General features: G+C 57.7%; 21 protein-coding genes. 6 read left to right on the top strand and 15 right to left on the bottom strand.

Going from position 1 to position 26,936, the window contains the following annotated elements; translation table 11 throughout:
- Window positions 1-11 precede the first annotated feature (11 nt).
- From cmk to purU, 7 genes are all read right to left on the bottom strand, one after another.
- Window positions 12-692, bottom strand: a complete 681-nt coding sequence (gene cmk, locus FDP08_RS00620) for a (d)CMP kinase (RefSeq protein ID WP_137434117.1) — start codon at window positions 690-692, stop codon at window positions 12-14.
- Window positions 692-2,992 carry a bifunctional prephenate dehydrogenase/3-phosphoshikimate 1-carboxyvinyltransferase gene (locus FDP08_RS00615; RefSeq protein ID WP_427901833.1) on the bottom strand — a complete coding sequence of 767 codons (2,301 nt, stop codon included), beginning with the start codon at window positions 2,990-2,992 and terminating at the stop codon, window positions 692-694. The genes cmk and FDP08_RS00615 overlap by 1 nt, the downstream gene beginning before the upstream one ends.
- On the bottom strand, window positions 2,922-4,058 hold the full coding sequence (hisC, locus tag FDP08_RS00610; RefSeq protein ID WP_137434115.1) for a histidinol-phosphate transaminase: 1,137 nt from the start codon (window positions 4,056-4,058) through the stop codon (window positions 2,922-2,924). Before hisC ends, FDP08_RS00615 begins: the two co-directional genes overlap by 71 nt.
- 29 nt (window positions 4,059-4,087) lie before the next feature.
- On the bottom strand, window positions 4,088-5,188 hold the full coding sequence (pheA, locus tag FDP08_RS00605; RefSeq protein ID WP_137434114.1) for a prephenate dehydratase: 1,101 nt from the start codon (window positions 5,186-5,188) through the stop codon (window positions 4,088-4,090).
- Window positions 5,189-5,190: 2 nt separating this feature from the next.
- Window positions 5,191-6,273, bottom strand: a complete 1,083-nt coding sequence (serC, locus tag FDP08_RS00600; protein ID WP_137434113.1) for a 3-phosphoserine/phosphohydroxythreonine transaminase — start codon at window positions 6,271-6,273, stop codon at window positions 5,191-5,193.
- Window positions 6,257-8,875: a DNA gyrase subunit A gene (gyrA, locus tag FDP08_RS00595; RefSeq protein WP_137434112.1), complete on the bottom strand. Its 2,619-nt coding sequence runs from the start codon at window positions 8,873-8,875 to the stop codon at window positions 6,257-6,259. The genes serC and gyrA overlap by 17 nt, the downstream gene beginning before the upstream one ends.
- A gap of 127 nt (window positions 8,876-9,002) precedes the next feature.
- Complete coding sequence (purU, locus tag FDP08_RS00590) at window positions 9,003-9,857, bottom strand: formyltetrahydrofolate deformylase (RefSeq protein WP_137434111.1); 855 nt, start codon at window positions 9,855-9,857, stop codon at window positions 9,003-9,005.
- Window positions 9,858-9,965: 108 nt separating this feature from the next.
- On the opposite strand from purU, the gene ggt reads away from it, so the two are divergent.
- Both ggt and FDP08_RS00580 read left to right on the top strand, forming a co-directional pair.
- On the top strand, window positions 9,966-11,729 hold the full coding sequence (ggt, locus tag FDP08_RS00585) for a gamma-glutamyltransferase (protein WP_228263197.1): 1,764 nt from the start codon (window positions 9,966-9,968) through the stop codon (window positions 11,727-11,729).
- 13 nt (window positions 11,730-11,742) lie between these two features.
- Window positions 11,743-11,991 carry a thiamine-binding protein gene (locus tag FDP08_RS00580; protein WP_137434110.1) on the top strand — a complete coding sequence of 83 codons (249 nt, stop codon included), beginning with the start codon at window positions 11,743-11,745 and terminating at the stop codon, window positions 11,989-11,991.
- 26 nt (window positions 11,992-12,017) lie between these two features.
- Here the strand turns inward: FDP08_RS00580 and FDP08_RS00575 are convergent, their stop codons facing one another.
- The 7 genes from FDP08_RS00575 to FDP08_RS00540 all read right to left on the bottom strand — a co-directional run bounded on the left by FDP08_RS00575 (window position 12,018) and on the right by FDP08_RS00540 (window position 20,623).
- Window positions 12,018-12,389, bottom strand: a complete 372-nt coding sequence (locus tag FDP08_RS00575; protein ID WP_137434109.1) for a YidH family protein — start codon at window positions 12,387-12,389, stop codon at window positions 12,018-12,020.
- An 11-nt stretch (window positions 12,390-12,400) separates the two neighbouring features.
- Complete coding sequence (locus tag FDP08_RS00570) at window positions 12,401-13,984, bottom strand: PQQ-dependent sugar dehydrogenase (protein ID WP_137434108.1); 1,584 nt, start codon at window positions 13,982-13,984, stop codon at window positions 12,401-12,403.
- Entirely contained in the window at window positions 13,984-14,862 is an 879-nt protein-coding gene (yghU, locus tag FDP08_RS00565) for a glutathione-dependent disulfide-bond oxidoreductase (protein WP_137434107.1), read from the bottom strand. Before yghU ends, FDP08_RS00570 begins: the two co-directional genes overlap by 1 nt.
- Before the next feature lie 43 nt (window positions 14,863-14,905).
- The gene (locus FDP08_RS00560; protein ID WP_137434106.1) at window positions 14,906-15,235 is read right to left on the bottom strand and encodes a hypothetical protein; all 330 of its coding nucleotides are present in this window, start codon (window positions 15,233-15,235) and stop codon (window positions 14,906-14,908) included.
- Window positions 15,236-15,254: 19 nt separating this feature from the next.
- Window positions 15,255-17,438 carry an OsmC domain/YcaO domain-containing protein gene (locus tag FDP08_RS00555; RefSeq protein ID WP_137434105.1) on the bottom strand — a complete coding sequence of 728 codons (2,184 nt, stop codon included), beginning with the start codon at window positions 17,436-17,438 and terminating at the stop codon, window positions 15,255-15,257.
- A 565-nt stretch (window positions 17,439-18,003) separates the two neighbouring features.
- Window positions 18,004-18,783, bottom strand: coding sequence for a hypothetical protein (locus tag FDP08_RS00545; protein WP_137434104.1), 780 nt, complete (start codon window positions 18,781-18,783; stop codon window positions 18,004-18,006).
- Window positions 18,784-18,799: 16 nt separating this feature from the next.
- Entirely contained in the window at window positions 18,800-20,623 is a 1,824-nt protein-coding gene (locus FDP08_RS00540; protein ID WP_228263196.1) for an acyl-CoA dehydrogenase family protein, read from the bottom strand.
- 419 nt (window positions 20,624-21,042) lie between these two features.
- On the opposite strand from FDP08_RS00540, the gene FDP08_RS00535 reads away from it, so the two are divergent.
- The 3 genes from FDP08_RS00535 (at window position 21,043) to FDP08_RS00525 (ending at window position 24,208) form a co-directional block, all read left to right on the top strand.
- Window positions 21,043-22,227, top strand: coding sequence for a YncE family protein (locus tag FDP08_RS00535; RefSeq protein WP_137434103.1), 1,185 nt, complete (start codon window positions 21,043-21,045; stop codon window positions 22,225-22,227).
- 57 nt (window positions 22,228-22,284) lie between these two features.
- Window positions 22,285-23,703, top strand: a complete 1,419-nt coding sequence (locus FDP08_RS00530; RefSeq protein WP_137434102.1) for a hypothetical protein — start codon at window positions 22,285-22,287, stop codon at window positions 23,701-23,703.
- A gap of 172 nt (window positions 23,704-23,875) precedes the next feature.
- Complete coding sequence (locus FDP08_RS00525) at window positions 23,876-24,208, top strand: DUF3135 domain-containing protein (RefSeq protein ID WP_137434101.1); 333 nt, start codon at window positions 23,876-23,878, stop codon at window positions 24,206-24,208.
- Window positions 24,209-24,655: 447 nt separating this feature from the next.
- On the opposite strand, the gene FDP08_RS00520 is transcribed toward FDP08_RS00525, so the two are convergent.
- A complete protein-coding gene (locus tag FDP08_RS00520; RefSeq protein ID WP_206077257.1) occupies window positions 24,656-25,846 on the bottom strand; it encodes a GlxA family transcriptional regulator in 1,191 nt (396 codons plus the stop codon).
- Between FDP08_RS00520 and FDP08_RS00515 the strand changes: the two genes are divergently transcribed.
- Entirely contained in the window at window positions 25,836-26,930 is a 1,095-nt protein-coding gene (locus FDP08_RS00515; protein ID WP_137434100.1) for a class I SAM-dependent methyltransferase, read from the top strand. The genes FDP08_RS00520 and FDP08_RS00515 overlap by 11 nt on opposite strands.
- The last annotated feature ends 6 nt before the right edge of the window (window positions 26,931-26,936 follow it).

Raw genomic sequence — 26,936 nt, 5'->3', positions numbered from 1 at the left:
AAAAGGTGTAGTCAGGCCTGACCTGCTGCGGCCATAACCCTGACTAGCACCTCTTCTATACTCAAACCTGTCGAATCAATGACTTGCGCATCATCCGCAGGCTTGAGCGGGGCGGCGGCGCGGTTCATGTCCCGCTCATCGCGCACCCGTATCTCCTCTACAAGGGCGTCAATATTAACATCGACCCCTGCGTCCTTCAACTGGCTGTAACGTCTTTGCGCACGCTCTTCGGCGCTGGCGGTCAAAAAGATCTTCACCGGCGCCTCCGGAAACACCACCGTGCCCATATCACGGCCGTCCGCCACCAGCCCCGGAGGCTTGCGAAAATCACGCTGGCGCTGAAGCAGTGCATCGCGAACGGGCTGCATTACCGCGACCTTCGAGGCGTTGTCGCCACAGGTTTCCGTACGTATATCTGCGGTCACATCGGTGCCGCCCATCAATACCTTCGCCGGCTCACCCGGGGGTGTCGGTTCAAAGGCCACATCCAGGTTAGCGGCAAGCTCCACCAATGCGGGCTCATCATCCAGAGAAACACCCTGGCGCTCGGCGGCCAGTGCGGTAAGACGGTAAAGCGCGCCGCTATCGAGCAGATGCCAGCCAAGTTTGCGGGCCAGCATCTGGGTGATAGTACCCTTGCCGGAACCGCCCGGGCCATCCACAGTGATCACGGGTGCCTTGCCTTCAACCATTATTCAGCTCCTTCGGCCGAGATATTGATCCCGGTTCGCTTCGCCAGCCCGACAAAGTCCGGGAAAGACGTCGCCACGTTGGCGCAATCGGTGACTTCGATGTTTGCGCTGGCTCGCAGGGAGGCCACCGAAAACGCCATGGCAATACGGTGGTCGCCATGACTGTTGATCGTCCCGCCACCCATGGTCTGGCCGCCGTCGATAATAATGCCATCCGGTGTGACCGTGGTTTCCACACCCAGAGCGGTCAGGCCATCGGCCATCACCTGGATGCGGTCACTTTCCTTGACGCGGAGCTCTTCGGCCCCACGCAGGACGGTTCTGCCCTCCGCACATACGGCGGCGATAAACAGCACCGGGAATTCGTCGATAGCCAGGGGCACCTGGTCTTCGGGAATGTCGATACCCTTGAGATCGGCAGAACGAACACGCAGGTCTGCAACCGGCTCGCCGCCAATCACCCGCTCCTCAAGCACTTCAATATTGGCCCCCATCATACGCAGGATATTGATCACGCCGACCCGGGTCGGGTTCATTCCAACGTGCCGGATAGTCAGGTCCGAACCCGGTGCAATACTGGCCGCTACCAGGAAAAACGCAGCCGAGGAAATATCCGCCGGCACGTCAATTGCAGTGGCAGTCAGACGCCCACCCCCGGTAACGCTGGCTGTGGCCATGTCGCGGTGGACGTGATAGCCGAAGCCTTCCAGCATGCGTTCGGTATGATCCCGGGTTGGCGCCGGCTCAGTCACTGAGGTAACCCCTTCGGCATAAAGCCCGGCGAGCAACAGGCAGGACTTGACCTGAGCACTGGCCACCGGCATTTCATAATGGATTCCCGTCAGAGCGTGGCCGCCCCGTATCTTCAGCGGCGGCCGGCCGCCCTCGGCGGTATCGATCACTGCGCCCATGGCCCGCAGTGGGTCGGCTACACGCCCCATGGGGCGCTTGGAAAGGCTCTCGTCGCCCGTCAGCTCGGAATCAAACGGCTGCGCCGCCAGCAAACCCGAAAACAGACGCATGGCGGTACCGGAGTTGCCCAGATAGAGAGGGCCGCGCGGTGCCTGCAGACCATTGATACCCACACCATGGATGCGGACAAAACCGTCATCCGGTCCTTCAATGGTTACGCCCATATCGCGGAAGGCCTGAAGGGTGGCCAGGCTATCCTCCCCTTCCAGGAAACCTTTCACTTCGGTGATACCGTCGGCAAGGGCGCCCAGCATGATGGACCGATGGGAAACGGATTTGTCGCCAGGTACACGGATTTCTCCGGAAATCCGACCACCGGGTTGAAGACGGAACGTTACCTGTTTCTGACTGTTATTTGTCACGTAAGCCTTTCCTGAAAGCATTTTTGAAAAATGTTCCCGCGCCGCTTTGGCACGACTGAAAACCCGCAACAGGGTTGCACTGTCCTGATCGGCAATAGCGGTCCGGAGCTGGTCGAGGTCATGGGTGAAATGATCAATCACCCGCAGCACCGCGTCACGGTTGGAGAGAAAAATATCGTGCCACATCACCGGATCACTGGCCGCGATTCGGGTGAAGTCCCTGAAACCGCCTGCCGCGTATCGGAAGATATCCAGATTCTCATCTTCGCCCGCCAGGGTGTCCACCAGCGAAAAAGCAATCAGGTGCGGAAGGTGGCTTGTGGCTGCCAGCACTTCGTCATGATAGGCCACCGACATGGTCAGCACCGTGGCGCCGCAACCTTCCCAGAGGGCCTTAAGCTTCTCCAGGTCCAGCGTACTGACATTGTCCGCCGGGGTCAGGATTACCTTGTGATTGGCAAACAATCCAGGGTCGGCCGCCCGGATACCGCTCTTTTCTGATCCGGCAATGGGGTGGCCCGGAATGACCTTGGCGGGCAGTTCGCCAAACACCTCACGAACGTCGTTCACGAAACTGGTCTTGGTGCTGCCGACATCGGTAAGCACTGTGGCATCACCCAGATGGGGCCGAATTTCTTCCAACACGGTTCGTGTTGCTTTCACAGGCACCGCAAGAACGACCAGATCGCTACCGGCCACCGCCTCGGCGACGGAAGCTGCAGCCTCATCAATAATGCCCAACTCCCTGCCCAGCGCCAGCTCTTCCCCGCGCTTGTCAGCACCAACAACCGTTACGGCGAGGCCGTTGTCACGGATGGCCCTGGCCAGTGACCCACCGATCAGGCCCAGACCAATAATGGCAACGCGCTGAAACAGTGGCTGGACGTCAGACACCTTACACTCCCCCGGGGTCGGCGGCTGCCAGAGTGTCCAGGGCGCGGGCGAGGGATTCAATAAAGCGATCATTCTCCTCGGGCAGGCCGATGGAAACCCGCAGGTGCCTGGGCATGCCGTAGCCGGCAATCGGCCTGACAATCACGCCCTGCTCAAGCAATAACTGGTTGATTTCAGCTGCCTGCTCGCCTACATCCACCGCAATGAAGTTACCGGCAGAGGGGATATAGTCCAGTCCCAGTTCATTGAAAGCGGTCTCAAGCTGCTTCATGCCCTGGGCATTCACCGCTCGGGAGCGCTGCAGATATTGCTCATCACTCAACACAGCGGTAGCAGCGGCCAACGCCAGAGTATCCACATTAAAAGGCTGCCGTACCCTGTTGAGAATATTTGCAATTTCAGGAGAGCTAATGCTGTAACCTGCCCGCAATGATGCCAGCCCCCAGGCCTTGGAGAAGGTACGGGTGACAATCAGGTTGGGGTAACGCTCCAGCAGCGACAGGCCGTCCACATAACCGTCGCCCTGGAGGTACTCGCAGTAAGCCTCGTCCAGAACAACCAGCACCCTTGCCGGGATAAGGTCAAGAAATGCCTCGATGGCCTCTGCGCCATGAACCGTACCCGTGGGGTTGTTCGGGTTGGCGACGAACACCAGTTTCGTACGCTCGGTAACGGCGCCAGCCATGGCCTCCAGATCATGACCGTAATCCTTGGCAGGAACCGACACGCCAGTGGCACCAATCGCCTGGGTGACCAGCGGATAAACGGCAAAGGCATACTGGGAAAACACCACTTCCGACGTCGGGTCGGCAAAGCACCGGGCAATCACTTCCAGGACATCATTGGAACCGTTGCCCAGCGTAATCTGGGACGGCTTGACACCATAGCGTGCAGCCAACGCCTGCTTGAGATCGAAACCATTGCCATCCGGGTAACGACAAAGCTCATCCAGCACGTCCCTGACCGCCGCCAGCGCTTTGGAACTGGGCCCAAGCGGGTTCTCGTTGCTGGCCAGCTTGATGATGCTGCCCGGGTTGAGACCCAGCTCGCGGGACAGCTCATCAATGGGCTTGCCCGGCTGGTAGGGTGATAACGCCTGCACACCTTTGACCGCCAGGCTTTGGTAATCAATCGACATTGAACCCTTCCTCAGCAATTCGTATTTCTTTACAAAACCCCGATGGGGTAGGAACCAAGGCGCTTCAGCTCTACCGCCTCTTCATCAATCTCGGAGAGAACCCTGCTGACCTGTTCATCCTCAACATGACCTTCAAAATCAATATAGAACACGTAAGCCCAGGTGCCGCTGGGAGACGGCCGGGTCTCGATTCGGGTCAGGCTCAGGCCATGCTTGTGGAAAGGCTCCAGCAACTGGTACAGCGCCCCGGGCTTGTTGCGCATGGAGACCAGGATAGAAGATTTGTCATTGCCGCTGGCCGGCACTTCTTCACGCCCGATGATCAGGAAGCGCGTGGTGTTGTCCGGCCGGTCTTCAATGCTGGCGGCCAGCACTTCCAGGCCATAGAGCTCCGCCGCCATATCACCGGCGATGGCGGCCGTACCCGGCTCCTCCGCTGCACGCCTTGCCGCCTCTGCATTACTGCTGACGGTGACCCGCTCAATGCCATAACGATGGGTATCCAGCCATTGCCGACACTGGGCAAACGACTGCTGGTGGGAATAGATGCGGATGATTTCCTCATCCTTGTGCTTTGGCGACACCATCAGGTGATGATGGATCCGCAACTGAACCTCACCACAGATTTTCAGCGGCGAGGACATGAACATGTCCAGGGTATGATTGATCATACCCTCGGTGGAGTTTTCCACAGGTACCACACCGTAGTGAGCAGCGCCGGATTCCACTTCACGGAAAACCGCATCAATGGCCGGTAGTGGAACGCTGACCACGGAGTGACCAAAATGCTTGAGCGCCGCCGCCTGGGTAAAGGTACCCAACGGCCCCAGGAAAGCGATGTGCATGGGCTTTTCCAGCGCCAGGCAGGCGGACATGATTTCCCGGAACAACCGCGCCATCTCTTCACCGGACAGGGGGCCGGGATTGCTCTCCTTGATACGCCGCAACACCTGGGCTTCCCGCTCCGGGCGGTAGAAGAACACATCCTCCCCCGGATGGGCTTCCATCTTGACCCGCGCCACTTCCTGGGCGCATTCAGCCCGCTTGCTGATCAGGTCCATGATTTCCCGGTCGACCCGGTCAATCTCGTCCCTTAACTGCCCCAGACGGGCCTGCTCATCACTGCTCATGATCAGCCCCGCTCCTTTGCAAACACGGTCATATAGTCAATCAACGCATCAACACCGGCTTCGGGCATCGCGTTGTAGATGCTGGCCCGCATCCCACCAACGGAGCGATGGCCCTTGAGGTTCAGCAGGCCACGCTCGTTCGCACCTTTAAGGAAGGCATCATTTAGCGCCTCATCCGCCAGGGTGAAGGGTATGTTCATCCAGGAGCGAAAACGCGGCGAGATCGGGTTGGCGTAGAAATCATTCTCGTCGATAAAGCCATAGAGCTTACCGGCCTTGCGACGGTTGACCTCGCCCATGGCCGTAACGCCGCCCTGCTCTTTCAGCCACTTGAAAACCAGGCCAGCCAGGTACCAGGAATAGGTCGCCGGCGTGTTGTACATGGAGTCGTTATCCGCGATCACCTGGTAGTTCATCATCGTCGGCGTGACTTTGAGGGCCTTGCCCAACAGATCCTTACGGATCATAAGCACCACCAGGCCGGACGGGCCAATGTTCTTCTGGGCACCGGCGTAGATCAGGCCGAACTTCGATACATCCAGCGGGCGTGACAGCAGGGTGGACGACATGTCCGCCACCAGTGGCACGGAACCGCTCTCGGGCACGAAATCAAACTCCAGCCCCCCGATGGTTTCGTTGGGCGTGTAGTGCAGGTAGGCCGCATCCGCACGGGTATTCCAGCTATCCTGGTCGGGAACGCTGGTAAACCCATCGGCTTCGCTGCTGGCCGCCACGTTGACCTGTGCATACCGGCTCGCCTCGGCGATGGCCTTCTTCGACCAGATGCCGGTGTTGATGTAATCCGCAGAGGTCTTGTCGCCCAGCAGGTTCAGCGGAATGGTCGCGAACTGGCTGGAGGCTCCACCCTGCATGAAGAGTACGGCGTAATCATCTGAAACGCCGGCCAATTCCCGCAGGTCTTTCTCCGCTGTTTCGGCGATTTCCACAAACTCATCACCGCGATGGCTCATCTCCATCACCGACATACCGGTGCCGCGCCAGTCCAGCATTTCTTCCCGCGCCTGTTGCAGCACGGGTTCCGGCAGGGTTGCCGGGCCTGCACAAAAGTTATACGCCCTGGTCATCGTCCTCACCATCTACACTGGCCTCACCATCTACACTGGCCGCACCATCTACAACGGTCTCGTCTTCTGCATCAGTTTCAGCGATTCGCTCAACGCCCACAAGACGCTCATCTTCCTGGCTCAACTTGATCAGGCGGACACCCTGGGTGTTACGGCTCAGAACCGACACTTCGTCGGTGCGGGTACGTACCAGCGTGCCCTTGTCCGAGATCAGCATCATTTCGTCGCCTTCGAACAGCTGCAGCGCAGTGACCAGGTTACCGTTACGCTCGGAACACTGCATGGCGATGACGCCCTGACTGCCCCGGCTGTATGTCGGGAACTCGTCGAAGGTGGTTCGCTTGCCGTAGCCGTTTTCGCTGGCTGTCAGCAGCACCGCGCCCTCCTGCGGAATGATCAGCGACACCACATGATGCCCTCCCGGCATCTTGATGCCACGCACACCACGGGCGGTCCGGCTCATCGGGCGTACTGCCTCTTCGTTGAAGCGAACAGCTTTACCGGCCGAGGAGAACAGCATGACTTCCGCATCGCCCTTGGTGATGGCTGCGCCAATCAGGGTATCGCCCTCGTCCAGCGACAGCGCGATCAGGCCACTGCTGCGCGGGCGGGAGAAGTTCGGCAGTGGCGTTTTCTTGACCACACCGGCCGACGTTGCCATCAGCACATACTGGTCTTCCGGGTAATCACGTACCGGCAGGAAGGTGGTGATACGCTCACCCTCATCCAGTGGCAGGATATTGACCATCGGACGACCGCGGGAGGCGCGGCTGGCACGCGGAATTTCGAAGACCCGCAACCAGTACACCTTGCCGCGGTTGGAGAAGCATAGAATGGTGTCGTGGGAGTTGGCAACCAGCAGCTTCTCGACAAAATCTTCATCTTTCATGGAGGTGGCGGCTTTGCCACGGCCACCACGACGCTGGGCCTGATAGTCTTCTACTGCCTGGGTCTTGGCGTAACCACCGTGAGAGATGGTCACTACCAGGTCTTCCTCGTCGATCAGGTCTGCGATGGTCAGGTCACGCTTGGAGCTGGTAATTTCGGTACGACGCTCGTCGCCAAACTCGGTAACAATGGCTTCCAGCTCTTCGCGGATAACCTGCATCAAACGGTCCGGATCCGCCAGAATCTCCAGCAGACCGGCAATTTTCTCGAGGATCTCCTTGTACTCGTTCTGCAGCTTTTCGGTCTCAAGACCGGTCAGGCGATGCAGACGAAGATCGAGGATGGCCTGGGCCTGTTCCGGCGACAGATGGTAAAGGCCGTTACGCAGACCAAAGATCTCCGGCAGGTCGTCCGGCCGACAGGCATCTTCACCTGCCCGCTCCAGCATCGCCAGAACGTCACCGGGCGCCCAGCCCTGTGCCATCAGTTTCTCTTTTGCCTCGGCAGAGCCCGGAGATGCCTTGATCAGGGCAATAATCTCATCAATGTTTGCCAGCGCAACCGTCAGACCTTCCAGGATATGGCCACGTTCCCTAGCCTTGCGCAGCTCGAAGATGGTCCGGCGGGTAACCACTTCCCGACGGTGGCGCACAAATGCATCCAGCATCTGCTTCAGGTTGAGGATCTTCGGCTCGCCATTGATCAGGGCAACCATGTTGATGCCGAATACCGTCTGCAGCTGGGTATGCGTAAACAGGTTGTTGACGATGACGTCCGGGTTTTCCCCGCGACGCAACTCGATCACCACCCGGATGCCTTCCTTGTTGGATTCATCCCGCAGCTCGGTAATGCCTTCCAGGCGCTTCTCTTTAACCAGTTCCGCAATCTTTTCAATCAGCCGGGCCTTGTTCAGCTGGTAAGGCAGCTCGGTAATAATGATGGCGTCGCGGTTGGTTTTCTTGTCGTGCTCGATTTCATGGCGGGCACGAATATAGATGCGCCCACGCCCGGTGCGATAGGCCTCAACAATGCCGGCGCGGCCGTTGATAATACCCTCGGTGGGGAAGTCCGGCCCCGGAATATGCTCCATCAGCTCATCAATGGTCATGTCCGGGTTGTCGATCAGCGCCAGGCAGCCATTCACGATTTCGGTGAGGTTATGGGGCGGAATATTGGTTGCCATGCCCACGGCAATACCGGAGGAGCCGTTGACCAGCAGGTTCGGTACCCGGGTGGGCAGCACTTCCGGGATCTGCTCGGTGCCGTCGTAGTTGGGGACGAAATCCACCGTTTCCTTTTCCAGATCCGCCAGCAGGGAGTGGGCAATCTTCTCCATGCGGATCTCGGTGTAACGCATGGCAGCCGCGTTGTCACCATCAATGGAACCGAAGTTACCCTGGCCATCCACCAGCGGATACCGCAGTGAGAAAGGCTGGGCCATACGGACAATGGTGTCGTAAACAGCGGAATCGCCATGGGGATGGTATTTACCGATAACGTCACCCACCACACGGGCGGACTTCTTGTAAGACTTGTTCCAGTCGTTGTTCAGCTCGGACATGGCGAACAAAACGCGGCGATGAACCGGCTTGAGGCCGTCCCGCACGTCCGGAAGCGCACGACCAACGATAACGCTCATGGCGTAATCGAGATAGGACTGTTTCAGCTCGTCTTCAATATTTACCGGCAGGATCTCTTTGGCTAACTCACCCATCGAGAAAGGTTCCTTTGCATTTGCTGGAAGTCGTTTCAGGGCCTTTCAGAGCGCCCCATAGTTATTCTTTAACAAGCGGCCAATACTACCACATTCAACCCTTTAGCGGGGCATATGGCAGTGTCCGTCAGTCAAAAACCACGGTCTTGTTTTCGTAGGTGATCACACGGTCTTCAATGTGCGCCCTCAACCCCCGGGACAGGGCATTTTTCTCCACGTCCTTGCCCAGGCGCACCATGTCCTCTATCGAGTCACTGTGGCTGATGCGGATCACATCCTGCTCGATAATGGGACCTTCATCCAGATCCTGCGTCACGTAGTGGCAGGTGGCGCCGATAAGCTTTACACCCCGGCTATATGCCTGATGGTAAGGACGGGCGCCTGCAAAGGACGGCAGGAAGCTGTGATGGATGTTGATCACCTTGCCCGAGTATTTTTCACAAAGGCTGCCGGGCAGAATTTGCATATACCGGGCCAGAACAATCACATCGGCCTCATACCCTTCGATCAGGCCGTCCACTTCACCGAAGGCTTCGTCGCGGTTGTTCTTGTTCACGGGGATGTAGTGGTAGGGTATTTCATGCCATTCAACCATGCGCCTGAGATCCTCATGGTTGGAGATAACGGCAACGATCTCGGCGTTGATTTCCTTGCTGTGCCAGCGGTGAAGCAGGTCTGCCACGCAATGGGATTCCTTGCTGCACATGAGGATGACTTTTTTGGGCCGGGCCGAATCAGCAATATGCCAGTCCATATCAAACTCGCGGGCAATGGGCTCAAAGGCAATGCGGAACTGCTCAAGGCCAAACGGAATCGAGTCGGCCTTGATTTCGTGCCGCATGAAAAACCTGCCTGCCTGGGTATCCGAGTGGTGACTCGCCTCGGTAATCCAGCCATTGTAGGTCGACAGAAAGTTACTGACCTTGGCAACGATTCCCACCCGGTCGGGGCAGGAAATCACAAGACGATAGGTATGCTCCATGGAAGCCTTTCCTTAATCTGATCCGGGAAAGCGGGCGTGCGGGTTCACACCCTTAAAAATGACCGGCTATGATAGCCTATCTGAGCATCAGAAACGAGGCGCACTGACATGGATAGACTCCCCCTACAGGTACGTAATAAAAAAGCCGTGCCGGGCCACTCACTGGCCACAAAACTGATCATTACCATCGCATTACTCCTGCCACTGCAACCCTCTGTGGCCGACGCTATTCTTGAGGGCGAACGCCACCACCCCGTCAAAGCGACGAACGGTATGGTCGCCACCAGCCATACACTGGCAACCGAAGTGGCGCTCAAGGTTCTGGAAAACGGTGGCAACGCCATGGATGCAGCGGTCACAGCCGGGTTTGCCCTGGCCGTCACCCAGCCCCGCTCGGGCAATATTGGCGGGGGCGGTTTCATGCTTTACGCGCCCGGCGGCGGTGAAGCCGTGGAAGCCATTGATTACCGGGAGAAAGCGCCAGCCGCTGCCACGGAAACGATGTTCCAGGACGAAGATGGCAATGTGGTACAGAACCGTAGCCGGTTCACCCACAAGGCCGCGGGAGTACCCGGTACCGTGGCTGGTCTTGCCCTGGCGCTGGAGCGGCAAGGCACCCTGCCCCTGAAAGAGGCACTGGCGCCGGCGATAAAGCTCGCGCGGGAGGGCTTTATCGTACCGGGCCGCTTTACCGAAGGCCTGGAGGAGGCCCGGGGCCGGCTACAGCGCTGGCCTGCAACCCTGGAAACCTTCTACAAAGAAGACGGTTCCGCGTGGCAACCCGGCGAACGCTTCCGGCAACCGGAACTGGCCGACACACTCCAGCGGATTGCCGACCAGGGCATTGAAGGATTCTACCAAGGCCAGACCGCGCAACTGATCGTGGAGGAAATGCAACGCCACGACGGCCTGATCACCCTGGACGACCTGAAAAACTACCAGCCGAAAATCCGCCAGCCGGTTCATGGCAGCTACCGGGGTCACGACATTTATTCCATGTCACCGCCCTCCTCCGGCGGCACCCACATCGTACAGATTCTCAATATCCTCGAGGGCTACCCCCTCGCTGATTTTGGACACAATTCCGCCGCCAGCATTCACCATATGGCCGAAGCCATGAAGCTGGCCTATGCAGACCGTGCCGAGTTCCTGGGTGATACGGATTTCGTAGAGGTCCCCCTGAAGGGGCTGACCAGCAAAGCGTATGGCGAGGCTTTGCGGAAAACCATCGACGCGGGCAAAGCCCGCCCCTCGGCCGAGATCAGCTCCGGCAACCCGGGCGCCTATGAAAGCCCGGAAACCACCCACTTTTCCATCGTCGACCGCTGGGGCAACGCGGTTTCCAATACCTACACCATCAACTTCAGCTACGGCTCCGGCATTACCGTTAGCGGTGCAGGATTCCTGCTGAATAATGAGATGGACGATTTCAGCGCCAAACCGGGCGAGCCCAACGCCTACGGACTGATCGGTGGCGAAGCCAATAAGGTCGAGCCCGGCAAACGCATGCTGAGCTCCATGTCACCGACCATTGTCAGGCGCGATGGCCGCAATTATCTGGTCACCGGCAGCCCCGGTGGCTCGCGGATTATTACGACCACTTTGCAAGTGCTGCTCAATGTGATTGACCATAATATGAACATACAGTCTGCGGTCAGTGCGCCGAGGATTCACCACCAGTGGCTGCCAGACGAAATCCGTATCGAACAGGGAATCAGTCCCGACACCGTGCGGCTACTGGAAGAGATGGGCCACAAGGTGGTGACAGGTAGCGCTATGGGTGCCATCCAGAGCATACTGATCGACAGTGACGGAACCCTGTACGGCGGTGCGGACCCGCGCCGCAGCACATCGTCAGCCATGGGTTACTGACCCGGGAGGTTTTATGTATTTATCAGTGCAATTGAGTTGCTATCCACTCGCCGATGACTATAAACCACCCATCCGCGCGGTTATTGAACGGCTGGAGAAAAGTGGCCTGGAAATCTATCCCGGCCGCATGAGCACGGAGATGTTCGGTGAGTATGATGAGGTGATGCGGGTGCTTTCAGACACCATGAAGTGGTCGTTCGAGGAGTACGGCAAAGCGGTGTTTGTGGCCAAGATCATGGAAGGTGACCGCAGGCCACGGTAGCAGACAGGCCGCGGGTAGCGCCCTCCCTACACGCGGCCGATAAACAGCGCACCGACCAGCACGAGGCCCAGGAAGGCCACAACCATGTTAACCGCAAGCCCCCACCGGAATCCGTAGCCGGTGGGAAATTCGGCCGGGCTCAAAGTGCGTAACAGGGCACGGAACTGACGCGAGGACCACACCGCGGCAAATGCCCCAAGCAATATAAACAGGATGCCAATCCAGAACCCCAGCATGGCATTCATCACGCCTACGCTTTCTGGCGCCAGCACATGCAGAAGCAGCCCCGCGCGCTCAATCAGAAAGCCGAACGCAATGAACGACAGGCTGGTGCGGTTCCAGGCCAGCAGGGTTCGCTCGGCGGCGAACAGCACTCTCGGGTCTTTCAGGTCAGACATGGGCTTCCTTTCTACTCAGGCGTTACTCTCAGGACACGGCCATCGGCGCTGTCGGTCAGCAGATAAATAGCACCATCCGGGCCGGTCCGCACATCACGGATGCGCTCGTCCAGCTCGCCAAACAGAGTGCCAACCTCTTTCGCCTGACCATTCTCAAGACTGACGCGATGTACCTGCCGGGTCACCAGCCCGCCTACCAGCAAATCACCCTGCCACCGGGGAAACAGATTACCTCGGTAGAGTGCCATTCCTGACGGCGCAATGGATGGTGTCCAGTGCAATAACGGCGGTTCGATGCCCTCTCGCTCCTTGAACGGCGTTACCCGGGCGCCGGTATAATCCAGCCCGTGGGTGGTAATGGGCCAGCCATAGTTGGCGCCCGGGCGAATCACATTGATTTCATCGCCGCCACGGGGGCCATGTTCATGGGCAATGAGACGATCCTGTTCCTGATCGTAGACCAGACCCTGCACATTGCGATGGCCATAGCTGTAGATTTCACCCTCAAAGGCATCACTGCCGGCATACGGGTTGTCTTCAGGCACCGTGCCGTCCGGGTTCAGCCGGACAATGCTGCCAAGGTGGTTTTCACGCCGCTGGGCGTCTTCTCGGTAATCAAAACCATCACCCAGGGTAAGCACCAGCGTATTGTCCGGCAGCCAGGCCAGGCGTCCCCCGTAATGGGCATTACCTTCCTTGGCCGGCTGCACCCGGAAAATTTCGCGCACATTGTCCAGGCCTTGCTCGCCAAGCTCGCCCCTGGCCAGACAGGTATGGTTGGCCTCGATTGTACCGCAGGCATAGCTCAGATAAATCCGGCGACTCTGCTCGAAATCCCTGGCAGGTAACACCTCGAACAGGCCGGCCTGAGCTGACGCAAATACCTCCGGCACGCCCTCAAGTGATTCCGGCAGCAGTTCACCCTCCGCCGTAATCAGTCGCAGCCGGCCAGGCCGCTCGGTCACCAGCATCCGCCCGTCCGGCAGAAAAGCCAGCGACCAGGGATGCTCAAGGCCCTGTGCCACTGTCTCTATCTCGTAGGCTGGCTGTTCATCCGCTACAGCATCCGACTCTGGCAAGGCCAGGCTGCCAGCCAACATAAGCGTCATCACCGGCACGGCTGAATACCCTCGCCTCCGCCGAGCCGGGCGATTAACCAGCACAACAAACAGCCAGCCCGAAATCGCCGCTGTCACAAGCATGGCCAATAAACCTCCGGTGCCACGGGTCGCGGCGATGAGTGTGGGCATGGGTGCCAGGGCATCCACAATCTTCAGTGTCACCCAAAGCCCCACCGCCGCCGCAAGCGGGTACAACCACAACCGGCTTAAGTTGCTTGATAGCCTGATTACCAACGCAGCAACGCCCTGTGAGCACAGAAAACTGAAGCCAAACAGTACGGCGTAAAGCGGGGCGAAATTGACGAGATCCTGCGCACTGGTTTCCAGCCGTGTTCCCGGGGGGATCTCCACCCCCAGGGCTTCAAGCGCCTGAAGATTGAAGTGGGTCTGCACAAGGCTACCCAGCACAGCGCCCACCACAAGCGCGATCACAAAAGCGAGAACCACTTTCCACCAGCTGCCAGGCACTGCCATTATTTCTCTCCAGAAGGCTCCAGCTTGTCTTGGGTGCGCAGCTCGAAGTCACTGGCATCGTGCCGTTCGTGCAACTGCTTGCTCTCGTCACCCCAGGTGCGGTTAACCATCAGCCCGCGTTTCACGGCCGGGCGTGCACCGACTTCATCGGCCCAGCGCACAACGTTGGTGTAAGTGTGGGCTTCAAGGAATTCCGCCGCTTCATAGACCTTGTTCTTGACCAGCGCGCCGTACCAGGGCCAGATCGCCATATCGGCGATGGTGTATTCGTCCCCTGCGATATAGCGATTATCCGCCAGCTGACGGTCCAGCACATCCAGTTGCCGCTTCACTTCCATGGTGTAACGGTTGATCGGGTACTCGTATTTTTCCGGCGCGTAGGCATAGAAATGACCAAACCCACCACCGAGGAAAGGCGCGCTGCCCATCTGCCAGAATAACCAGTTCATGGTTTCCGTCCGGGCAACGATATCCGTTGGCAGGAATTCACCAAACTTCTCCGCCAGATAAAGCAGGATAGAACCGGACTCGAATACGCGCACGACTGGCCGATGAGTGTGGTCCATCATGGCCGGAATCTTGGAGTTAGGATTTGCTTTTACAAAGCCACTGCCAAACTGCTCACCCTCTTTAATGCGGATCGGCCAGGCATCGTATTCCGCTTCCTTGACGCCCTTCTCCAATAACTCCTCGAACATAATGGTGGCTTTCACCCCATTAGGAGTTGCCAGGGAATACACCTGGAACGGGTGCTTTCCCACCGGCAGTTCCTTCTCATGGGTGGGCCCGGCAATCGGGCGGTTGATTTTGGAGAAGGCTCCACCGCTCTCTGCGTCCCACTTCCAGACTTTCGGCGGCGTGTAGGTATTGTCAGTCATTCAATCATCCTCACCTTTATGGGGTGTGCAAGTTTCAAACCATTCAGGAATTGGGCAGACAGACGTCTCTGCTGCGGGAAGTCAGCCTGTCCCACTTCCCTTTGTTGTTATTACGGACGGTTTTCAGGTAGCGGGTCACATCGGAAAAGTGCGTTTCGGTCGCGCCCATTTTCCGCGCCTCATCACCATGAGTGTCTGACAGGAATACCAGCGCCTTGTAGTCATCACCTTTTTCGGTGAGTGAGTCACTGAGGAGCGCCAGATGGCTTGCGCAGAAAATATGCAGATTGCGCTTGTCGTAATCAACCTCCTGAGCCCAGGCGTTAGCGCTGGCCGCGACCATGAGCATCAACACTAAAAAGTTTTTTTTCATAAGGACTTACTCCGAAGAATCAGTTCTGCCTCGCTGCACGGGCCGAATGCAGCTTTTTATAGCTTTCGACCAGGCGCAGATGCTTCTCCAGCCCTTCCAGCTGCATATTGGTCGGGGTAAGACCGTAGAAGCGAACGCTGCCATTCACCGAGCCTACCACGGCTTCCATGGTCTCCTCACCAAACATACGCCGGAGGTTGGCCAGATAGTCATCGAGCTCCAGCTCATCATCAATGGTGATCTCCAGCACTGCATTCACCGCCCGGTAGAACAGGTTACGTTCCACGGTGTTGTCGTTGAACTGCATGAAGGCTTCCACCCTTTCGAGAGCTTCCTCATGCTGTTGCAGGGCCAGGTAGATAAGCAGTTTGAGTTCCAGAATGGTGAGCTGACCCCAGAACGTATTCTCGTCAAACTCGATGCCAATCAGGGTGATGATGTCGGTGTAGTCATCCATCTGGCTCTCTTCCAGGCGCTCCACCAGATCTGCCAGCTGATCATCGCTCAGGGAATGGAGATTCAGGATATCCTCCCGGTAGTCCAGTGCCTTGTTGGTGTTATCCCAGATCAGGTCGTCGGCGGGGTACACCTCGGAATACCCTGGCACCAGAATACGACATACCGGCGCGCCCAGTTCTTCATAGACCGCAACGTATGTCTCCTTGCCCAAATCCCTGAGGATGTTGAACAGGCAGGCCGCCTCTTCCGCGTTGGTGCCGGAAAAGTCCCACTCGCAGAAATCATAATCAGACTTCGCGCTGAAGAAGCGCCAGGAGACCACACCGGTGGAATCAATAAAGTGCTCCACGAAATTGTTGGGTTCGGTCACCGCAAGACTGTTGAACGTGGGCGGCGGCACATCGTTCAGGCCCTCAAAGCTGCGCCCCTGCAGCAGTTCCGTAAGGCTGCGCTCCAGCGCCACTTCCAGGCTTGGGTGTGCGCCAAAGGAGGCGAAGACGCCACCGGTTCGCGGGTTCATCAGGGTAACGCACATCACCGGAAACTGACCGCCCAGTGACGCGTCCTTGACCAGTGTCGGGAAACCCTGCGCCTCCAGCGCTTCCACGCCCTCCAGAATATCCGGGTATTTTTCCAGCACCTCCCGGGGTACGTCCGGTAGCGCAATCTCTTCTTCGATAATCTGCTTCTTCACCGCCCGCTCGAAGATCTCCGACAGGCACTGCACCTGGGCTTCGTGCAGCGTATTACCGGCGCTCATACCGTTACTGAGGTACAGGTTCTCGATCAGGTTCGAGGGGAAATAAACCACCTCGCCATCCGACTGGCGCACAAAAGGCAGCGAGACAATCCCGCGCTCGGTCTTGCCGGAGTTGGTGTCGATCAGGTTGGAGCCGAACAGCTCGCCGTCCGGGCTGTAGATGGCCAGGCAATGGTCGTCGAGAATGCCTTCGGGCAACTCATCGTCAGGGCCCGGCTTGAACCATTCCTCGTTCGGGTAATGGACGAACTCGCTGTTGGCGATGTCTTCCCCGAAAAACTGATCGTTGTAAAAGAAGTTGCAGTTCAGCCGCTCGATGAACTCGCCCAGAGCCGAACACAGCGCGCTTTCTTTTGTGGCGCCCTTGCCGTTGGTAAAACACATCGGCGAGGCAGCATCGCGGATGTGCAGTGACCACACATGGGGCACGATATTGCGCCAGGACGCGATCTCGATTTTCATCCCCAGATCCTCAAGGATCCGGGTCATGTTGGCGATGGTCTGCTCCAGGGGAAGATCCTTGCCCTCGATATAGGTGCTGGTGCCGCCCTCCGGTTTGGTCATCAGCAAGGCCTGGGCGTCTGCCCCCAGGCTTTCAACCGGTTCAATCTCGAACGTCGGACCGGTTTGCACTACCTTTTTGACCGTACAGCGATCAATGGACCGCAGAATGCCCTGCCTGTCCTTGTCGGAAATGTCTTCGGGCAGCTCGACCTGAATCTTGAAGATCTGGTTGTAGCGGTTTTCTGGGTCCACGATGTTGTTCTGGGACAGGCGGATATTCTCGGTGGGGATATCCCGTGCCAGGCAGTAGACGCGAACAAAGTAAGCCGCACACAGAGCCGAGGATGCCAGAAAATAGTCAAAGGGGCTGGGTGCCGACCCATCGCCCTTGTAGCGGATAGGCTGGTCGGTAACGACGGTGAAATCATCAAACTTGGCTTCAAGTCTGAGGTTGTCGAGAAAATTGACGTTGATTTCCATGACGAAGTATCCGGATTGGAGAATTTGGCGGGCCGCAGCCTTGAATGGCAGCCATTATCCAGTTTTTGAGGCTCTTCGTCTTGGTCAGTCACTCACAATCGGGTGATCTGGCGAGCAGACTGGCCACGAAAACGTAGCTTGGGCGGAGTCTCGGTCTGATTTAGCGGATGCATCGTATCTGTCCCGATCGTCTTGATTAGCCAAAACCATTTCAACCACGTCGTAACCCAGGCAGCCAAAAGATGCGACCAGTTCTGGCAGCACAAGGAAGTCAGAAATTGCGTTCGCCAGACACCCCACCGATCCGGGTAGCGCCCATGCACACAGCACCTCTCCAGAGCCACTGCCAGGATCAAGAACCCGGGTACCCGGTTCCAGATGCAGGGCTGCACCAAGAGTGGCAAGCTTTTCGGGTGAGCAGACCGATAAACGTAATTATGCAAAGCCTCGACCGATTCCCAGAGGGAGTCATATTAACGCCAAAATTTAGCAGCCCGACAGGGGCGTCCGCCTTACGCAGCTTTTTAAATCAGTGCTGGAATCGGCCAGGAGTTCATAGCGGCCCTTATGTGCCATACCGCATTTGATGGGCCCGCAGGATGGGTTCATTGACCGTTAGCGCCCGTTTCAGTCGTGTTTGAAGGGATGGCGCACCGGCCTCCACCTGCAGCAGTGCCGAATGCGCGGCACACAGCGTTGTTGCCGTTCCCCAGTCGGAAAACAGGGTCTGTGCCCATTCCCGGAATTCCCTCGCTGCTCCGGCACGTTTTTCCAGCGCAAGCGGCAGCGTGGGATGCAGACTCACAAGGCCTTTCGCCCCCAGCCCCGGGAGCCAACCGGGCAGCTCTGCGTACCCAAAGGTATCGTCCACGTGGATCGCACCCGATTCGGGATGGAACACCAGCACGGATGAGAAGTGCACGTTTTCGTTGTCGGAAATGAAGTCAACGCCCCGGGGCACTGAAAACTGCAGGTCATCACGGTACTTTTCATGAAGGGCATCGTGCTCGGTGCATTCGGGTTCCCAGGGCAAATGCGGGAACCGGTTACGATGCCGGGCCGTGCCGTAGAGTTTCGCATGGGGGAAAAGCTCGTGCATTCTCTCGACATTAACGGTGTGGAAGGGGTGTACATTGAGAATGGCCTCTACCCTGGAGCCGCCAATAATCGAGTTGATCGTCTCCTGCTGATCAGCTTCGAAAGCGTAGGCATCGAGGAACACAAAGTTGCCGCTGGCAAGCTGTACAAGGGAGGCCTGCGTTCCGATATCAATAAGTCCCCTGAGCTTGAACGACCCGCGAATATTCCAGAATCTGTCGGCCACCTTGATGATGGAATTGTCCATATAAAAACCGTCCTTTTCAGTCCTTCATCTCGTACTGATCCCGCTGCGCATAGGCGTAGTTTTCCCATACATGCTGCTGACGATCATGGTCCACGGCCGGGCGCTGGATCATCCGGCGGGTGATCTGCTGCTGAAGCACCGTCGCACTCGGCTTCTGCGCCAGCTCCAGGGCGTATTTCGAGAAGTCGCGGACGAACACATCAAAAATCTGGTCGACCAATGCATTGTCCAGCCCCTGAATCTGCGCATTCTCCAGGATCAGCTGCCCATAGACCACCAGGGTAAACAGCTCTCCCAGATTGAGCAGGAAATCGAAGTCCTTCTGCTGCTCTTCGTTGGGTTTGGCCGTCATCAGCATCAGCTTGAGCAGCCGGATCTGTTTCTTCAGGCGATTGACGTTGGGCAGATCAAACTGGCCGTAGATCTTCTGATAGTCGTGGAACCGGGTCTTGCCCAGGCCCTTGGTGGCTCCCTGGTGAAAGAGGAAAGCGTCGTTACGGGCTTCCTGCTGGGGTGGCACCTCGTCGAACTCGGCGGAATTGAAGAAGTAATTGGGCATGAATTTGAGAATCAGCGCCATGTTGACGTGAACCGTACCCTCCAGCTTGGGCAGGGCCCGGATGTCCTTGACGGCGGTTTCAAAGTACATGTTTTTCTCGAAGCCCTTGGCGGCAATAACGTCCCAGAGCTCGTTGATCACCTCTTCGCCCTGAGTGGTTACCTTCATCTTTACCATCGGGGTGAACAGCAGATAGCGCCGGTCGTCGGGGCTGGCGACACGCACGTAGTCGATGGCCCGCTCGGCAAACAGTTTCATGGCGGTGAGCCTGGTATAGGCATCTGTGAAAAGCTGTTTGATATGGACAAAATCGGTGACGTAGTGGCCGAACAACCAGCGATGCGAGGCATGGTTGATGGCCTCGTAGTAAGCATGGGTGGCGATGCCGATGGATGCCCAGCCGAGGTTAAACTTGCCGATATTGACAGTGTTGAGCGCCATGTCCCAGGCGTCCTGGCCTGTGGCGAGGATATCCTCCTCCCGAACGGGGTAATCGTTGAGCCGGAACTCAGCGACGTAGTTTTGTGAGCTGACCACGTTCTGCACCAGCTCGTAGTTCTTGTGCTGGGATTCCGCAACGAAGAACACGTACTCGTTGGTGTCCTCCCGCCGGCCGAACACGGAAACCAGTGCCGCCTGATTGCCGTTGCCGATGTAGTATTTGCCGCCATTGGCGCAGAAGCTGCCGTCCTCCTGGGGTGAGAGAATCATGTCAGTGGCGTAGATATCGGCGCCGTGCTCTTTCTCCGAAAGGCCGAAGGCAAAAATGCCACCTTCCTTGAGGAACTTCGCCGCACGCTTTTTCACGGTTTCGTTATCGCTGATCCAGATCGGCCCCAGACCCAGGATTGAAACCTGCCAGGTGTACCAGTAGGCAAGGCCGTAAAAACCGAGAACCTCATTAAGAGCGCAATTGCGATAGGTATCCCAGCGCGCATCCTTTGCGCCGTATTCAGAGGGGGTCAGGAAGGTGGCGAAGAGTTTTTCCTTGGCCTGAAAATCCAGGAAGTCCTGGTACCAGGTGCGGTTATGATCGTCTTCCTTGAGTTGATGCTTGCCGCGCTTTTCGAAGAAATCAATGGTCTTTCTGATCAGCGACCGGGAACGCGGATCCAGGTCGTCGTAGGTTTCTGTCCGGGGATTGAGCGGTATGTGCTTAACCTGGCCAGGTGGCACCTGTTTGAGAGCGCCGTTTCCAAATACCTCCCCGAAGCGCATGTTGTCGGGGAGTATGTCTCCGGCCAGACCGCGGAAATCCTGAATCAGATCGAGCAGCTTCATTACACTCTTCCTTGTCTGGTGCCCCTGACCCAACGATGGGACGACAGGTCAGGCTGTGGCCCAAAGCCACTTAAGAGAGCCCCTATATGTGTTTGCTGTAGGTGCCTGACAGCCAAACCAGAATAGCAAAGCAGGCGTTCTCGCTCATAGGTTTAAGTTGGCCGCTGGCGCGGCCAAAGAAAATGACTATTGCCTATTGAATCCGAGAAGGCTCATATGTGTTAGGCCGGCCCTTGTGCTCGGACCTCCCCCAATTGCTGCTCTCGTTGTTTTTAAAATCAATTGGTTACGGGCCTCGATTTTGCGTGATCGACCAGTCCCGGAACGCATTGCATTCCGGTCCAGCAGGAGCTATAAATCTCTATGAGACTGCCTGAGGTTGTCTCAGGTTGGTCGTGCCCCACTGAGGAGGGCATCCCATGAAAACCGCAATCCCCTGGACTTTGGCTGCCTTGGCAGCATTTGTCCCCACCGCCCCGGCGACCGCAGAAATACTGGCCGTCATGAATTACGAGAGTAAACCCGCGGACCAGCTCAAGAGCCTCAAGTTATCTGGCGAAACAGCTCGACGCGAGGGTCTGGCTATAATCGACGTCGACCCGGAGAGTCCGAACTTCGGAAAGATTCTTTCGGATATTCCGATTGACCCCGAAACAGTCGCGCACCACATTTTCTATGACCGAACGATGAGCAAGGCCTACATCACCGGTCTGCAAAAACCTGCGCTTCAGGTTCTTGATCTCACGAAGAACCCCTACCGCCTCGCCACGATCGAAACGCCACCGTGCAACGTGGCGGAGGACGTCATCCTGGACGAAGCGAACGAGCGCTGGTATCTGACCTGCATGGGCTCCGCCAAGGTGATCGTCGGTGATGTCGAGAGCGACGAAGTGGTCGGCGAGATTGATCTGCCGGGTACCTATCCGCACGGCCTCGCCGTCAACACGGCGATCGATCGCATACTGGTCACCTCGACCATAACGCCGGATCTGACCAGCCCGGATGAGTTCGTCTCGGTGGTACGTGCCTCTGACCTCGAGCCGCTTGGTAAGATCAAGATGACGGATGCCGAGTCGCCGTCCAAGGTCGCGCCCGTCGAGGTGTTCTTCGTGCCCGGTGCCGAGCCTGCGACAGCGATCGTGACCAACATGTTCGGGCATACGCTCGAAGCGCTGGTCTGGAATACGGACTCGCAGGAGTTCGGTCGCGAGACGATCTTCAACTTCGCCGAGCATGGCGCCAGTGTGCCGCTTGAGATTTACTTCAACGACGACAAGAACCCCGACCGCATGTACGTGACGACGGCGATGAAGCCTGGGCACCTGCATATCTTCGACATCTCGGAAGGCCCAACGAAGCCGAAGCTATTGAAGCAGGTCGCGACGGCCGACGGTGCACACCACGTCGGATTCACGCCGGACTTCCGGTACGGATTCGTCCAGAACTCGTTCATCAACCTGCCGGACATGAGTGACGGTTCGGTCTCGGTGGTGGATCTTGAGAGCGGTGAGGTGATCGCCTCGATGGACACCCTCAAGAATGCCGGGTTCAACCCGAACTCGCTCACGCTCTTGCCGGAGTGGAACCACCTGGCCGGACATTAAACGCATGCGGCGGCGCCGGATCAACAGCCCGCTCGCCTACCTCGGGGTTCGGCCTGAGTGACGCGCTGGCAGGGTGTTTTCGCGACGACGGTTCTGGCGACGTCGCAGGTCCAGGCTCATGGCTTCGGCGCCCGTTACGACCTGCCGTTGCCGCTCAGTCTTTACCTCACCGCAGCGGGGATGGCGGTGGCGGCGTCGTTTGTCGGTACACTGCTGCTCCTCCGCACCGGGCAGGCGCGCCCTCTGCATGTGGACATACCGCTGCCCGCCAAAGCTGGTCACGCGTTTTCTACGGTGCTGGGCTTTGTCGGCCTGATTGTACTGGCAGTTCTGCTCGGCTCTGCGTTCTTCGGACCGCAGGAGGCCATGCGCAATTTCACGACCATCTGGGTCTGGGTGATCTGTTGGGTAGGTTTCGTGCTGTTCTCGGCCCTGGTGGTCTGCCTTTGGCCGCAGATCGACCCATTCCGCAGACTGGCGGCATTTTCGGCGTACGCGACCGGTCGGCCATGGCATGGCAGTGCGACCAACCTGCCGTCGGCTGCCGGCCTGATGGCGCCGGCAGGACTTCTGGCCATCGCCTGGATTGAGCTGACATCGGACTGGTCGGAAGATCCGCAAACAGTGGGCCTGCTGCTGACCGCCTATCTCCTGGTCGCTCTCTTCGGCGGGCTCGCCTACGGAGAACAGTGGTTCCGTGTCGCAGACCCCTTGAGCCGTATATTCGCGGTGCTCGGTCGGGTTGCACCGCTCTCGGTGACCAGCGCCACCGCCCTGCGCGTGCGCCCGCCGGGCGAGGGCCTGCTCACCAAGGCAGAGCCCATCCGCGGTGAAGTGGCTCTGGTCATAGGGCTCATCGGGATTGTGCTCTTCGATGGTTTGTCCGAGACCTCGGTCTGGACCGCAGTTCTGGATTTCGTGAGCAACTCACCGTCCCTGCGCTCGCCGCTGCTATGGCTGCGTGATCAGGGGGCGGATTTGATTCAGGTGGTTCGCACTATTGGCCTCTTGACCACCATTGCCGGCTTCTACGGCGCCTACTGGCTGTTGGTGATTCTGATGAGGGCACTGGTCGGCGGTAGGTTCCAGGTTGGTCAACTCGCGCGCGCCTTCGCCGGTACGCTCCTGCCTATCGCAGTCGCCTACCACCTCTCGCACTATGTCTCGTACCTACTGATCGCCGGCCAGCTGATCTTCCCCGCGGCGTCCGATCCGTTTGGCCTGGGGTGGGACTTGTTCGGTACGCGAAACTGGTCCATCGACATCAGCGTCATCGGGGCCAGGCACATCTGGTGGATCGCCTTGACGGCGCTGATCGCGGGGCATGCGCTTTCGGTTCTGGTTGCGCACCGGCGCGCACTACAGCTCTTCAAAGACGCCCGGCGCGCGGCGCTTTCGCAGATCCCGATGACCCTTGCCATGGTCGGGCTGACGGTGCTGAGCCTGTGGATCCTCTCACAGCCAATCACCACGTGATCAGAACATCAGCTTGATTCCGGAGCCCGCCGAGGCTTAACTGAAAGTGTCCCGGCTTTTTTTCTGCGAGGGGCTGTACGTTCAGTTTCCGGACTGTCGAACGCGGGTTACAGGGGCTTTGAAAAGGAGTGGTGTAGTACTGGTTACTTGAATCCCGGAAAGGAGGCAAGTTATGGAAATGCCCACGTTCGACGCGCTCAAGGATCTGGCCCAGCGCGATCCAGAAGGCTTTGAGAGATTACGCGCGGCAGCGATTGAAGACTGCATTCGCCGCAGTTCGGAGTGCAATCAACGGCGGCTTCGGGGCCTACAGTTTGTGATTGATGCCCGCCGCCGGACGGCCGGCAGCCCCATGAAGGCCTTGTTGGATATTCAAGCGATGATGTACGACTCGTTACTCGGCCTGCAACAGGCCCTGCTGGTTCAGCAGCGCCCGTGTGCACCAACGACGCCGACAAGCGCGCGAGTCCTGCGCTTTCGATCGCACCGGTCATCCGTGGATTAATGGCTCTAAGCTGAGACAACCGCGAGGCCAGTTCTGAACCCTGACACCAGGCGCGTCGTAGAAGTGGACAAAGGCTCGGACGTTCCTGAGCACCGCCATTGGCAAAACGCCAGCATAAACGGCGCTCTGAAAAGGGCGTCCGGTGTAGGCCCATCGGGCCGGAACGAATTTGATGCTTTTGTTAAATCTTCATTCCATTTGATCGCGAAGGTACAAGGAGGCATGGATACACCAACTCCCCATATCCGGCTTTGAGTTCTAAACGAATAGCTGTCCAAGGATATCCAGAAGATGATAGGCGGCATACTCTGGCTTTGCTTCCCCGAAATCCCTTTTCAACGCAGCCTTCATCCTTTGATCCGCTCATGAAAAGACTATTTAAAGACTTTAATAGACGATTCAAAATCCCCGTGTCGGTGGTTCGATTCCGCCTCCGGGCACCATTTTTCAATAGGTTGCGAAATGCTGCCGTAACCCTTGAAACTTACGACGATACTGCGCGGGCGTCATCCCCACCCGTTGCACAAATTTCCGACCGAAGAAACCTGCATCCTGATAACCCACGGATTCGGCTACCGCCTCTACCGGCACATCCGACGTTTCCAATATCTGCTTTGCTTCCTCCAGCCTCAGCGTCAGCACATACTCGATGGGAGTCATTCCGGTTGCCTGTTTAAAGCGTCGTTTGAAGGAACGTTCGCTGAGTTTGCTTATTTTCATCATTGATGCCACCGGTGAAGGTTGATCATAGTTTTGTGCTACCCATGCTTGGCATTTGGCAATCACCGCGTCTTCAGCCTGGCGGGTACAGGAAAGCACGGCGTAGGGCTGTTGTCCCACTTCATGCCAATCGATCAGATGCACCTTGCCCACGCGAATGGCTTCTTGCAGCGAACAGAATCGGGCGATGAGATAGAGTCCAAGGTCCATCCAGGAAGACCCTCCGCCCGCCATGATCAGGCGCTGCCCCTCACCGGCGGTGACCAGCGCACGGTTGGGGTGAAGCCTGATATGCGGATAGTTATCACGCACAAAGTCACTAAAGCCCCAATGGGTGGTGGCATCCTGATGGTCCAAAAGCCCGGCTTCGGCCATTAACAGCGAACCGGTGCAGGCTGCTGCAATGGTGCCGCCCTTTTCCCAATAGCGCTTTAACCACTCAATCTCCAGGCTGAGGCTATGGGCAAAGTTTTTATCCGGGGCAACCGCTATCTCCAACAGGCATATCACATCGGGGTGATAATCATCGCTTAACCGCCGGTGCGGCTTAATCCAGCCGCCATTGGCGACCGCCATGGCCTCTCCCGTCGCAGAGACAATACTTGGATTGATTAACGTGGTGCCCGGTTTTCCTTGTGTGATCAGCATCCAGTCTTTACCGGCGGAGCACAGGAGGTCGTTCATGCCATAGGCTGCGGAGGCGGCTGTTTCCCGAATAACCAGGATAGCCATCTCCCAGGGTGGTTTAGATTCTGTTCGTACCATGGTGGCCCCCTTCAATCCTTTTGCCTGCTTACCTGTTTCGGCGGTTTGGCAGGTTTGACTGGGTTTTGTTTTTTTTGACTGAAGGTTCCCCAAAGCATTCGCAATAACATAGCCCTTGTCAACCCAACATAAGGAGCTAAACATGAGTGCCATTGAACCCGTCCTCACCGAGGCACAAGAAGATTCAGTCGAACTCTTCGCAGAGCAACTGGTCACCATGCTGAATCATGGCGCAATCGTGGCCATGATTTCCCTGGGTCACAAACTGAAACTTTTCGATCACCTCGCTGAACGGTCTCCCGCGAGCAGTGAAAAGCTCGCCGAAGAGGCAGGCCTCAACGAGCGTTATGTGCGGGAGTGGTTGGCAACGATGACCACGGGCAAAATCATCCACTATGATCCGGATTCCCGCAGTTACTCTCTGCCTCCGGCACATGCGGCCTGTCTGACGCGCGCGGCGGTGCCCAACAATATCGCGGTGAATGCCCAGTTCGTGCCCCTGATTGCCAAGATGGAAGATGCCCTGATCCAATGTTTCAAAAACGGCGGGGGCCTGCCCTACCAGGCTTATCCCTGCTTTCATCAGGTGATGAGCGAAGACAGTGCCCAAACGGTGGTATCCGCATTGCGCGATCACATACTACCGTTGATCCCGGGATTAAACGCACGATTGGAGCAAGGCATTGATGTACTGGATGCCGGATGCGGAGCGGGGCTGGCCTTGCTATCCCTCGCCCGGGCCTATCCCCGGAGTCGTTTTGTCGGTTATGACCTGTGCCCTGAAGCTTTTGCGCAAACGGCCCGGGAGGCCGCTTGTACAGGTCTGACGAACCTTACTTTCGAAGCGCGGGATTTACGGAATTTTTCTGAACCTGAGCGATTTGACCTGATCACCAGCTTTGATGCCGTGCATGATCAGGCGGATCCCCAGGCACTGCTTTCCGGTATTGCCAAATCACTGAAACCGGGCGGCACTTACCTCATGCAGGATATCAGCGGTTCCAGTTATTTGGAAAATAACCTGGAGCATCCTTTGGGCCCGCTGCTGTACAGCATCTCCTGTGTCCATTGCACACCGGTCTCACTGGCCCAGGGCGGGCCGGGCCTGGGCACCATGTGGGGTGAAGAGCTGGCGACCGACATGCTGCAAAAAGCCGGTTTCGAAAGTATTGCGTGCCATCGTCTCGACCATGATCCGTTTAACGTTTACTTCGTTGCGCAGCCCGGCGACCAATAGCCGGGC

This window comes from Marinobacter panjinensis, from assembly GCF_005298175.1.
Taxonomy (GTDB): Bacteria; Pseudomonadota; Gammaproteobacteria; order Pseudomonadales; family Oleiphilaceae; genus Marinobacter; species Marinobacter panjinensis.
Note: the sequence above shows the minus strand (reverse complement) of the source record. Positions and strands in the feature narration are given on the sequence as shown.

Coding starts and splice junctions, on each gene's coding strand:
- FDP08_RS00515 (WP_137434100.1), top strand. CDS start 25,836: ATGAGTGCCATTGAACCCGTCCTCACCGAGGCACAAGAAGATTCAGTC.
- FDP08_RS00525 (WP_137434101.1), top strand. CDS start 23,876: ATGGAAATGCCCACGTTCGACGCGCTCAAGGATCTGGCCCAGCGCGAT.
- serC (WP_137434113.1), bottom strand. CDS start 6,273: ATGACCAGGGCGTATAACTTTTGTGCAGGCCCGGCAACCCTGCCGGAA.
- FDP08_RS00615 (WP_427901833.1), bottom strand. CDS start 2,992: ATGATCGCTTTATTGAATCCCTCGCCCGCGCCCTGGACACTCTGGCAG.
- FDP08_RS00520 (WP_206077257.1), bottom strand. CDS start 25,846: ATGGCACTCATGTTTAGCTCCTTATGTTGGGTTGACAAGGGCTATGTT.
- FDP08_RS00575 (WP_137434109.1), bottom strand. CDS start 12,389: ATGTCTGACCTGAAAGACCCGAGAGTGCTGTTCGCCGCCGAGCGAACC.
- FDP08_RS00560 (WP_137434106.1), bottom strand. CDS start 15,235: ATGAAAAAAAACTTTTTAGTGTTGATGCTCATGGTCGCGGCCAGCGCT.
- FDP08_RS00535 (WP_137434103.1), top strand. CDS start 21,043: ATGAAAACCGCAATCCCCTGGACTTTGGCTGCCTTGGCAGCATTTGTC.
- cmk (WP_137434117.1), bottom strand. CDS start 692: ATGGTTGAAGGCAAGGCACCCGTGATCACTGTGGATGGCCCGGGCGGT.
- FDP08_RS00545 (WP_137434104.1), bottom strand. CDS start 18,783: ATGGACAATTCCATCATCAAGGTGGCCGACAGATTCTGGAATATTCGC.
- FDP08_RS00540 (WP_228263196.1), bottom strand. CDS start 20,623: ATGAAGCTGCTCGATCTGATTCAGGATTTCCGCGGTCTGGCCGGAGAC.
- hisC (WP_137434115.1), bottom strand. CDS start 4,058: ATGTCGATTGATTACCAAAGCCTGGCGGTCAAAGGTGTGCAGGCGTTA.
- ggt (WP_228263197.1), top strand. CDS start 9,966: ATGGATAGACTCCCCCTACAGGTACGTAATAAAAAAGCCGTGCCGGGC.
- purU (WP_137434111.1), bottom strand. CDS start 9,857: ATGGAGCATACCTATCGTCTTGTGATTTCCTGCCCCGACCGGGTGGGA.
- FDP08_RS00580 (WP_137434110.1), top strand. CDS start 11,743: ATGTATTTATCAGTGCAATTGAGTTGCTATCCACTCGCCGATGACTAT.
- yghU (WP_137434107.1), bottom strand. CDS start 14,862: ATGACTGACAATACCTACACGCCGCCGAAAGTCTGGAAGTGGGACGCA.
- gyrA (WP_137434112.1), bottom strand. CDS start 8,875: ATGGGTGAGTTAGCCAAAGAGATCCTGCCGGTAAATATTGAAGACGAG.
- pheA (WP_137434114.1), bottom strand. CDS start 5,188: ATGAGCAGTGATGAGCAGGCCCGTCTGGGGCAGTTAAGGGACGAGATT.
- FDP08_RS00570 (WP_137434108.1), bottom strand. CDS start 13,984: ATGGCAGTGCCTGGCAGCTGGTGGAAAGTGGTTCTCGCTTTTGTGATC.
- FDP08_RS00555 (WP_137434105.1), bottom strand. CDS start 17,438: ATGGAAATCAACGTCAATTTTCTCGACAACCTCAGACTTGAAGCCAAG.